General features: G+C 46.7%; 2 protein-coding genes. Both read right to left on the bottom strand.

The window, feature by feature from the left end; all coding sequences use genetic code 11:
* Nucleotides 1-11 precede the first annotated feature (11 nt).
* Nucleotides 12-5,561 (bottom strand): type I polyketide synthase, encoded by a 5,550-nt coding sequence (locus tag F7734_RS18630; protein WP_155746080.1) that lies wholly within the window; start codon nucleotides 5,559-5,561, stop codon nucleotides 12-14.
* Complete coding sequence (locus F7734_RS18625; protein ID WP_155746079.1) at nucleotides 5,558-12,283, bottom strand: type I polyketide synthase; 6,726 nt, start codon at nucleotides 12,281-12,283, stop codon at nucleotides 5,558-5,560. Before F7734_RS18625 ends, F7734_RS18630 begins: the two co-directional genes overlap by 4 nt.
* Nucleotide 12,284 lies beyond the last annotated feature (1 nt).

Genomic DNA, 12,284 nt, shown 5'->3' with positions numbered 1-12,284 from the left:
AATTCGATTCTTCAAAAATTAATACTTGTTAATTTTTCCATCAGCAAGGCTTCAGCTTCACTCTCGGATAAATCTTCTAGATCGGAGGAGGCGATCGCTGGCTGAGGATTCATAATTTGCGAACCCACATCCAGCTCCACGGCTTCATTCCACTTGAGGACTTCTTGTGCTAGATAATCCGCTAGCTTGGAGACTGTCGGATAGTCAAACATCAAACTAGAAGGCAAAGAGCAAGCCAAACTCTTTTGCAGAGCGTTCCTCAATTCTAGAGCCGTTAAAGAATCCATCCCTAACTCCAAAAATCCTTGCTGGATGTCTAGCTCTAGCGAAAGTTTGTGCCCTAGCACTTTAGTTACTTGCGAGCAAACATGGTCAACTAAAAGCTTTTTGCGATCGCTAAGATCGCAAGTCTCCAGGAAAGTGTAGAACTGAGATTTTTCAGTTTTCTTAACAAAATTAATAAAAAATGGTGATGTGGTCGATTTGCTAAATTGCGACCAGTCAATAGGTATTGCCACCACTTGAGCAGAAGATTGGTTTAACAATTGCTCCAGCACAGTCAATCCTTTCAAAGGAGCAATTGTCCCAATACCTAAGCCTTGTAAACGACTTTGATTGTCACTATCCAAGCTAGTCATCATCCCAAGCGACCAAGGTCCCCAATTAATACTCAATCCGGGTAAACCCAAAGTTTGACGGTAATGAACCAAGCTATCCATAAACGCATTCGCTGCTCCATAATTTCCTTCTCCTCCGGAACACAGCAATGCACTCATCGACGAGAAACACACAAAAAACTCAAGCGGCAAATTTTGGGTCAAGCTATGAAGATTCAATGTTCCTGCTACCTTGGGAGCCATCACCCGCTCAAAGCGCTCTAAAGAGAGTTGCTTTAACACTCCAGCATCTCCTACTCCTGCAGCATGAACAATCCCTCGTAGCGGCGGTAGCTCGGAGCTAATTTTCTTGATGACTTCCTCAACCTGAGTCACTTGAGACACATCCGCTTGTACCACCAGCACCCTCACCCCTAATTGCTCAAACCCTGATATTCGCTCTCGTGCAGCAACAGATGCCTGACTGCGTCCGGTTAGTACCAAGTGTCGCGCTCCTTTTTCTACCAACCACCCAGCCACCTCCATACCCAGCGATCCCAATCCACCAGTAATCCAATAACTCGCATCTGGTTTTACTGATAATTGCCCTTGATTCACCTGCAATAAGTTTGCAGAATCTTTTGCCGATTGTTCTTTGGGAGTGGCTCTATGCCCCACCAGTCGCGCCACATATCGCTGCTCTTGACGGATAGCGATTTGATCTTCTGCATCTCGTGTTGCAGACAACTCCAACAGGAGTGCTTGTAGGTACTGTTGTCGCGTTCCAGTCATCGGTAAATCGACTAACACGCATTGAAATTCTGGATACTCTAAGGCAATAACTCGACCCAATCCCCACAAACTACTGCCAGTGAGTTGCAAAGACTCTGATGTGTTTGGTACTGCTTGGGTTCCCTGGGTCACCAGCCACAGATGCGGTGGGATTTGCTCGGGAAATTCCACTAATGCTTGCACCAAATGCAACACACTCCCACAATTGTGGAGTTCGGCTGTAGGGAGATTGCTCAGAGCCGTTTCATTTGAGGGGAGACTCCACAGGTATACGATCCCCAGTTGTTGTGTGCTCCCAATCTCCAAGAGCAGTTTTTGGAAATGTTCTGGTTGAGTGGGGTCTATTTGATAATGTTTTTGGTCGATTTTCTGATACTTAACACCCGCACAGACTAAAGTGCAATCACCTTCCATCTGCTGTAATTGTTCGGCTAGCTCTTCGCCTATTCCTTGTGAGTCTGTGAAAATCAACCAACTCCCACCCTTAACCATAGTCGATTGTTCTAAGTCCACCGCTTGCCAATCTATTTCGTATAACCAATCTGTACTTTCAAGAGCGTCTGCTAACCAATGGCTGACTTTTTTGGCTGACACGCCGACCATTTCTGCGAGGGACTGTCCCGTGAAGTCAAACAGTTTGATGTCTACTATGAACTCGTCTAAATCAGAGTTCTGCTGCTCTCGTCGCCGTGTATGACACCATAACTCCTGAGTTTGAGGTCGTTGATAAAACCGGAAACTCTCAATTGCCAACGGCACAAAAGTTTCTTCTCCTGAAGAGATCGCGTTCATGACTTGCAAGCACGAGTCAATCAAACCTGGATATAACTGATACTCCTGTTGCTCAGAGCCTACCTCCAACCATTTGATTTTCGCTATGGCTTCTCCTTCCCCACACCAGACGCTATCTAGCCACTGAAAGCTTTCACCCAATTGGATCTGTCGCTGCTTACTAGAATAAATTTCGCTTTTGTCTATTTGTTGCGTACAGCGTGCCAGTATTTCTTCGATGGCTGTGCTTTGTGGTGTCGCGTTCGTGCTGGGCGACATCGCACCTTTGGCGAGGACAAGCCATTGACTTTCTTCAGTGGTGCTGTTAGCTGCATCAAAGCCGATGAGTTGGAACAATTTGCCACTTCCTTGTGGGGAAAGTACTAACTGTACTGTGCGTGCTTCTCCAGTGGGGATCGCTAATGCTTGGGGGAATACTATATTTTCTACTCGACATGCTTGGGTTGAGAAAGTTAAGGAAGCTGCTCCCAAGAGCAAGGAAAGATGACAAGCTCCCGGTACGACAACTTGGTTGTCTACTTTATGTTCTGCTAAGAATGGCTTGGTAGCGATACTGAATTCTGATTCAAAGAAAATATCTTGGCTTAAGGGCGATCGCAGCTTTTGGTCAAGTAATGGGTGTAGTTTTGTTGATTTTTGTCCTCGCCGTGTCGAGGTTGAATTTTCAATCCAATAGCGCTGTCTTTGAAATGGATAGGTCGGTAGTGCTACTTTCTTTCGCAGATAATCCCGCTCAAATCCCGACCAATCTACCTCAACTCCTGCTACATATAACTGGCTCAAACTAGACAGGAGTTGTTCCCATTCTGGCACTCCCGGACGTAGAGACGGCAACCACAATCTCTCGCTCTCTGGGATGCATTCACGTCCCATCCCTAATAAAGTTGGCTTTGGTCCTATCTCTATGAACGCTTCACAATCATGCAATACCTGCATACTGGCGGCAAATTGCACTGTTTGGCACACATGATTCACCCAGTATTTGGCTGTACTCATGTTCTCGTCAGCGAGTTGCCCAGTTACATTGGATACAATTGAAATTTGCGGTTGATTGTAGGTAATACGAGCCGCTACACCTTCAAACTCTTCCAACATTGGAGTCATCAACGGCGAATGGAAGGCGTGCGAGACTTGTAACCGCTTTGTTTTTATTCCCTGTTGTTCTAACTGTTGACAAATCACACCGAGCTCTTCACTGGCTCCAGAAATCACCACACTTTCCAAACCATTGAGCGCCGCCAGCGCCACTGTCCGTACATAAGGTGCGAGCGCAGAGCGCACCACTGACTCTGTTGCCCTCACTGAAACCATCTCGCCTTCGGGCAACTGCTGCATCAACTTTCCTCGATGAGCAATCAGGGTTAGACCATCTTCTAGGCTAAACACACCCGCAACAGTGGCTGCTACGTATTCTCCTACGCTATGCCCCATCACCACATCTGGTTCTATTCCCCACGATTTCCATAGTTTATACAGGGCATATTCCACCGCAAACAATGCCGGTTGAGTATATGCTGTTCGATCTAGTCGCGACGAGCACTGCTCGCTGGGCTCGCTAGGATACAGTACCTCTAATAAGGTTGGCTCCAGATAGGGGCGAAGGATTTCATTGCACTGCTGTAGTGTTTCACGGAATATCGGTTGGGTTTCATACAGTTGCCTTCCCATATTGATGTACTGGGAGCCTTGTCCTGTGAATAAGAAGGCTTTCTTCGGCTGCGAGCCTACACGATGAGTGATGGCAGTCTCTTGACTGGTGAGTTTTTCTAATAACTGCTCCTTAGAGTCAGCGACAATTGCCAGACGGTAGTGAAAATGCGATCGCCCTGTATTTGCCGTATAGCATATATCTGCAATTGAGATTTCCGGATGAGTTTGGATGTAGTTTTGATAGCTAAAAGCTAACTGCTCTAAAGCTGATTGTGTCTTAGCTGATAAAGCGAGCAAATGTATTGGACGTTCGAGTTCTGATGTTGGTTGCGGCTGTTGTGGTGGGGCTTGTGCCAATACTACGTGGGCATTTGTACCGCTAAAGCCAAAAGAACTGACTCCTGCTACACGGGGATTTTCTCTAGACCACTGAGTTCTTTGAGTGGGTACTGTGAGGGGCAAATTCTCCCAGTTAATATGAGGACTGGGATGTTCAAAGTGCAAATGGGGTGCAATTTCTTGGTGCTGAAATTGCAGCATTACTTTGATGAGTCCGGCAATTCCGGCGGCTGCTTCTAAATGCCCGATATTGGTTTTCAACGAACCCACAGTGAGAGGCTGGTCTTGGGAGCGATTCTTACCAAACACGGCGGTCAAAGCTTCCACTTCAATTGGATCTCCTAAAGCAGTTCCCGTACCATGAGCTTCGATATAGCTAACTTCACTCGCTTCTACCCCGCCATTTTTCAAAGCTTGACGAATGACTGCTTGCTGCATTGAACCGTTGGGTACTGTCAAACCACTGCTGCGACCATCTTGGTTGACTGCACTGCCGCGAATTAATGCGAGTATGCGATCGTTGTCTTTGATTGCGTCAGAAAGGCGCTTGAGGATAATCACCCCGCACCCTTCACCCCGGACGTAGCCGTCAGCTTTGGCATCAAAGGTTTTGCATCGCCCATCCGGTGAAAGCATCCTCGCTTTCGAGAAATTGATACTAATTTCACTGGAAAGCAGCAAGTTAACCCCGCCTGCTAGAGCTAAATTACACTCATGATTCCGCAGGCTTTGACAAGCTAAATGAACTGCTACCAAAGAGGAGGAGCAGGCCGTATCCACTGCTATGCTTGGCCCTGTCAGACCCAGAATATAAGACAAGCGACCTGCCGCAATACTGTGAGCATTACCTGTAGCATGGTAAGCATCGAACTCTGTTGCTTCTCTGGTCAACAAGCGGTGCAAATAATCAATAGCAGAAATGCCAATGAACACCCCGGTTTGAGAACCCAGCAATTGAGCGGGGCTGATGTTGGCACTTTCTATTGCTTCCCAACTGACCTCCAACAGCATCCGTTGCTGAGGGTCGAGGCTCACCGCTTCTCTGGGGGCAATCCCGAAAAACTGAGCGTCGAAGTCCTCCAACTGACTGATAAACCCACCGTAGCGAGTATACATTTTGCCGGGAGTTTCCGGATTGGGGTCATACAAAGCATTAATATCCCAGCGATTCGCTGGCACTTCAGTGACTGCATCTACACCGTCGCGCAGTAGTTGCCAGAATGCTTCTGGGTTGAGTACGCCGCCCGGAAATCGGCACCCCACGCCCACGAGCGCTATTGGTTCTTTTTTAGTCCTTTCCACAGCTTCTAGCTGAGATTTCATCTCCTTAAGTTCCAGGAGTGCTTTCTTCATCAAGGACTGACGGTCTGTGTTCACTGAATTTTCGGTCATTGACCCTTACTTTCCTCAATAACGGCTAGTTCTTGTGCGAGCAGCTTTTCGATTTCGCTTTCGGATAGCTTATCGAGAGTGGTTGATAAATCTGAGCGATCGCTTGCTTGTTGTTCAATCCCAGATGGTTCTATTGAAAGTACTTCTTTACTTAAATAATCAGCTAACAGTGTGACTGTTGGATAATCAAAAGTCAAGCTAGAAGGTAAAGAACATCCCAGAGAGTTTTGCAATCGATTTCGTAATTCCACAGATGTCAGAGAATCCATCCCTAACTCGAAAAACCCTTGCTGGAGGTTTCGGGTTGAAAGGTTTATCCCCAGTACTTTAGTTAGATGTAAGCAAATGTGGTCGATTAAAAGCTTTTTGCGTTCGCTGGCTTTAGCTGCTGCTAATCGGGTGCGGAACTCAGATTGCTCAACTGTCTTGGTTGAGGTCTGAGTGAAGTTAGCAAAAAACGCTGATGCCATTGATTCGCTGATAAATTGCGACCAGTTAATGGGTATTACCGCCACTTGAGCTGAATATTGGTTTAACAATTGCTCCAGCACAGTCAATCCCTTTAAGGTCGAAATTGTTCCAATACCTGCCCCTTGAATGCGATTTTGGTTGCCACTATCCAAGCTAGCTGCCATCCCCACCTGCGACCAAGGTCCCCAATTAATACTCAATCCGGGCAAACCCAAAGTCTGACGGTAATGAGCCAAGCTATCCATAAACGCATTTGCTGCTCCATAATTACCTTGTCCTCCAGAGCCAAACACCGAACTTATTGACGAGAAACACACAAAAAACTCTATCGGCAAATGTTGGGTCAAGTTATGGAGATTCCATGCCCCTGCCACCTTAGGAGCCATCACCTGCTCAAAGCGCTCTTGAGATTGCTGCTTTAACACTCCATCATCCAATACTCCTGCCGCATGAATTATACCCCGTAGTGGCGGTAGCTCGGAGCTAATTTTCTTTATAACTTCCTCAACCTGAGTCACTTGAGACACATCTGCTTTGACAACCAGTACCCTCACCCCTAATTGCTCAAATTCTGATATTCGCTCTTTTGTGGCAACAGATCCCTGACTGCGTCCAGTCAATACCAAATTTCGCGCTCCTTTTTCTACTAGCCACCCAGCCACTTCTAAACCCAGTGCTCCTAATCCACCAGTAATCCAATAACTTACATCTGGTTTGACTGATAATCGATCCCCATTCACCTTAGGTTTTATGGGTGGCATCGATATCACCACTTTGCCAATATGTTTGGCTGTTGCCATGTACCGGAAAGCATTCACGACTTGCTCCAGTGGAAATACAGTCTGAGGTAAAGGTTTTAAAGTACCTGTGTGCAATTGTGCCATCAACTGCTGCAACATGGAAGGAATTAAATCCGGCTGCTTTTGCTGAACTTCCCCTAAATCAAAAGCAAAATATGAAACATCTTCTCTTATGTCTCTGACTTGGCTTTCATCCCAAATACCAATTTTGCCGATTTCAACAAATCTTCCTCGATTGGAAAGCACCTGTAAGTTTTTGGGGATGAACTCACCATTAAAGCTATTGAGAACAACGTCTACCCCTTGTCCTTGGGTCAAACTCATTACCTCGTCGGCAAAATCTAAACTGCGGGAGTTCATTACGTGCTTAACTCCCATTGATTTGAGAAATTCCCACTTGTGAATCGAAGCGGTAGCGAATACCTCCGCGCCAGCATTCAGCGCTATCTGCACCGCTGCTTGACCCACACCTCCAGCCGCCGCATGAATCAAAACTCGTTCTCCTGGCTGGAGTTGAGCCAATGTATGCAATCCATACTGGGCTGTTAAGAATGCTAAAGGTGTTGTCGCTGCTTGTTGGAAACTCAAATTTGTCGGCTTTTTCACCACCGTCGTTGCGGCTAAGGTGACAAAACTACTCAAAGCATCGTGAGTTGTCACCCATGCTACAACTTCATCCCCTACTTGCAGGTGGGAAACATTTTCTCCTACGGTGGCGATAATTCCCGCACATTCAAATCCAAAAGTCAAGTGACTCGCTTGGGTAATCCCCATCTTTTCGGCATAATACTCTTTAAGCATTCCTAAAGCATTGAGTACATCTCGGAAATTCACTGTGCTTGCTTGCACTTGAATTTCTACCTCATCCATTTGTGGTAAGCGACGCTTCATCTCTAGGAGGGAAAGATTATCTAATAAGCCATATTCAGAGATTTTTAATTGCACTGGCTGGCGTTGCATATTTGCGGGATGAATTTTGTCTTTTTGTGGGATAGGTATCTCGCCCTTCCCTTGTATCTTTGGAGCAGGCATCTTGCCCTCCGTTCCACAAGAATCATCCCTAGATTCTGCAACACCCATCGGCTCATCTGTTGTCAGTTGTTTCTGAGGATAACTGGCAGTATGCCGCACCAGTCGGGCTACGTATCGCTTATCGTCACGGTAGGCAATTTGAGCTTCTGCATATCGGGAAGCTGATAACTCCCACAGTATTGCTTGTGTGTGCTGTTGTCGCGTTCCAGCCACAGGTAAATCTACGAGCACGCATTGAAATTCTGGATACTCTAAAGCAATCACTCGACCCAATCCCCACAAACTACTGCCTGTGAGTCGCAATGGCTCTGATGTTAATGATACTGCTTGGGTTCCCTGCGTTACTAACCATAGATGCGGTGGTCTTTGCTCTCTTATTTGCGCCAATGCTTGCACTAAATGCAAGACACTCCCACAATTGTGGAGTTCGGCTGTGGGGAGATCGCTCAGAGCCGTTTCATCTGGAGCGATACTCCACAAGTGAACGATCCCCAGTGGTTGTGTGCTATCAATCTCCAAGAGCAGTTTTTGGAAGTGTTCTGGTTGAGAGGGGTCTATTTGATAATGCTGTCGATCTCTTTTTTCATACTTCACACCCGCAGAGACTAAGATGCAATCACCCTCAAGCTGTTGTAATTTTTCTGCTAGCTGTTGGCCGATTCCTTGTGAGTCTGTAAATATCAACCAACTCCCACCCTTGGCCTGAGTCGATTGTTCTAAGTCCAATGCTTGCCAGTCTATTTCGTATAGCCAGTCTGTAACATCTAGATTGTGGGAAGGCAGCAACAACTGACGAGTGACTTTTTTGGCTTCCATGCCAATCATCTCTGCAATCAACTGTCCTGTAAAGTCAAACAGTTTGATATCTGCTATGAACTTGTTTATATTAGAGTTTTGTTGCTCTCGTAGCCGTGTATAGCACCATAACTGCTGAGTTTGGGGTCTTTGCTCAAACCGGAAACTCTCAATTGCAAACGGTACAAACGTATCTTCTTGAGGTAACATCATGCCAGTGAGTTGCAAGCACGAGTCGATTAAACCTGGATATAACTGATACTCCTGTTGCTCATCTCCTAGGTCAAGCCATTTAATTTTTGCTAGGGCTTCTCCTTCCCCACACCAGACAATATCTAGCCCCTGGAAGCTGGCACCAAATTGAATTTGCCGCTTTTGTCTACTAGAGTAAATTTCGCTTTTGTCTATTTGTTGCGTACACCGTGCAAGTATTTCTTCGATGGCTATGGTTTGTGGTGTCGTGTTCATGCTAGGCGAGATAAAACCTGTGGCATGAACTAGCAATTTACTTACCTGATTGCTGCTGTCTGTTGCTGCATCAAAGCTAATGAGTTGGAACGATTTGGCACTTCCTTGTGGGGAAAGTACCAATTGCACTGTGCGTGCTTCTCCAGAGGGGATCGCTAATGCCTGGGGGAATACTATATTTTCTAATCGACACGCTTGGGTTGAGAAAGTTAAGGAAGCTGCTCCTAAGAGTAACGAAAGATAAGCTGCTCCTGGTACGACAACTTGGTCGTATACTTTATGTTCTGCTAAGAATGGCTTGGTAGAGGTACTAAATTCTGATTCAAATACAATGTCTTGGCTTAAGGGCAATTGCAGCTTTTTATCGAGTAACGGGTGCAGTTTTGTTGATTTTTGTCCTCGTCTAGCCGGGGAAGAATTCTCAATCCAATAACGCTGTCTTTGAAATGGATAGGTAGGGAGCGCCACTTTCTTTCGGGCATAGCCTCTCTCAAATCCCGACCAATCTACCTCAACTCCGGCTACATACAACTGACTCAAACTCGACAGGAGTTGTTTCCATTCTGCCACTCCCGGACGTAGAGACGGCAGCCACAATCTCTCCCTCTCCGGTATGCATTCACGTCCCATCCCCAATAAAATTGGCTTTGGTCCTATCTCTAAGAACACTTCATAATCCTGCAATGCCTGCATACTGCTGGCAAATTGCACTGTTTGGCACACATGATTCACCCAGTAGTCGGCTGTAGCGATGTTCTCGTTTGCTAGAAGTCCTGTGACATTGGATACTAGCGGTATCTGGGGTTGATTGTAGGCGACACCATTAGCTACACGCTCAAACTCCTTCAACATTGGTGTCATCAACGGCGAATGGAAGGCATGAGATACTTGTAAGCGCTTTGTTTTGATTCCCTGTTGTTCTAACTGTTGACAAATCCCGCTCACATCTTCTCTGGCTCCAGAAATCACCACACTTTCTGAACCATTGATAGCGGCGAGCGCTACATCCTCCTGTGCCAACCCCATTGTGTTTCGCCTTTGTGCTATGATTTCCGCTACCTGCTGTTGTGATGCTTTCACCGAAACCATCTCACCTCCAGGCAACTCCTGCATTAATCGTCCCCGTTGGGCGATGAGTTTCAGACCATCTTCTAGGCTAAACACTCCAGCAACTGTTGCCGCTACGTACTCCCCGACGCTATGCCCCATCACGACATCTGGTTCTATCCCCCAAGACTTCCATAGTTGATACAGAGCATATTCAACCGCAAACAATGCCGGTTGGGTATAAGCTGTTTGATCTAGTAGCGACGAGCGCTGGTGGTCACTTAACTCGGTAGGATAGAGTACCTCTAGTAAGGTAGGCTTTAAATAGGGGCGAAGGATTTCATTGCACTGCTGTAGTGTTTCACGGAATATCGGTTGCGTTTCGTAAAGTTGCCGTCCCATGTTGATGTACTGGGAGCCTTGTCCGCTGAATAAGAAAGCTATTGTTAACTGAGAGCCTACACCATTGGTGATGGTCGTGTCTGGGCTGGTGAGTTGTTCTACTAACTGCTCCCTAGAGTCAGCGACCATCGCCAGACGGTAGTGAAAATGCGATCGCCCTGTATTTGCCGTGTAGCATATATCTGCTATCGATATTTCAGTCTGAGTTTGGATGTAGTTTTGATAGCTAAAAGCTAACTGTTCTAAAGCTGATGGTGTCTTTGCTGATAGGGTAAGCAGATGGAAAGGACGTTCGACTTCAGATGTTGGTTGAGGCTTTTGTGTTGGGGGTTGTGCCAATATCACATGGGCATTTGTACCGCTAAAGCCGAAAGAACTCACTCCTGCTAAACGGGGATTTTCTCCTGTGTGCCACTGAGTTCTTTGAGTGGGAACTATGAGGGGCAAATTCTCCCAGTCAATATAGGGACTGGGATGTTGGAAGTGCAAATGCGGTGCAATTTCCTGGTGCTGAAATTGCAGCACCACCTTGATGAGTCCGGCAATTCCAGCTGCAGACTCTAAATGTCCAATATTGGTTTTTAGCGAACCTACAGTTAGGGGCTGGTCTTTGGCGCGATTGTTGCCAAACACTGCTGCCAAAGCTTCCACTTCAATTGGATCTCCTAAAGCAGTCCCCGTACCATGAGCTTCAATATAACTAACTTCACTCGGTTCTACCCCACCATTTTCCAACGCTTGGCGAATGACTGCTTGCTGCATTAAACCGTTAGGTGCTGTCAAACCACTGCTGCGACCATCTTGGTTGACTGCACTGCCGCGAATCAATGCGAGTATGAGATCGTTGTCTTTGACTGCATCAGAGAGTCGTTTGAGGATAATCACCCCGCACCCCTCACTCCGGACGTAGCCGTCAGCTTTAGCATCAAAGGTTTTGCATCGCCCATCCGGTGAAAGCATCCTCGCTTTCGATAAATTGATACTAATTTCACTGGAAAGCAGCAAGTTAACCCCGCCTGCTAGAGCTAAATTACACTCATGATTCCGCAGGCTTTGACAAGCTAAATGAACTGCTACCAAAGAGGAGGAGCAGGCCGTATCCAATGCTATGCTTGGCCCGGTTAACCCTAAAAGATAAGACAAGCGACCTGCCGCAATACTATGAACAGTGCCTGTACCTTGGTAAGCATCAATCTCTGTTGCTTCTCTACTCACCAAGCGGTGCAAATAATCATTAGCAGAAATGCCAACGAACACCCCGGTTTGAGAACCTAGCAATTGAGCGGGGCTGATGTTGGCACTTTCTATTGCTTCCCAACTGACCTCCAACAGCATCCGTTGCTGAGGGTCGAGGCTCACCGCTTCTCTGGGGGCAATCCCGAAAAACTGAGCGTCGAAGTCCTCCAACTGACTGATAAACCCACCGTAGCGAGTATACATTTTGCCGGGAGTTTCCGGATTGGGGTCATACAAAGCATTAATATCCCAGCGATTCGCTGGCACTTCAGTGACTGCATCTACACCGTCGCGCAGTAGTTGCCAGAGGGCTTCTGGATTGAGTACACCGCCCGGAAATCGACACCCCATGCCCACGAGCGCTATTGGTTCTTTTTTAGCTGTTTCCACAGCTTCTAGCTTGGCTTGCATATGCTCTACAGCTAGAAGCGCTCGCTTAATTGGAGAAATTGACTGGTCTGCTTGGCTCATA

It is taken from the genome of Scytonema sp. UIC 10036 (assembly GCF_009725235.1).
The sequence above is the reverse complement of the archived record's forward strand: the minus strand, read 5'-3'. Positions and strand labels throughout refer to the sequence as shown.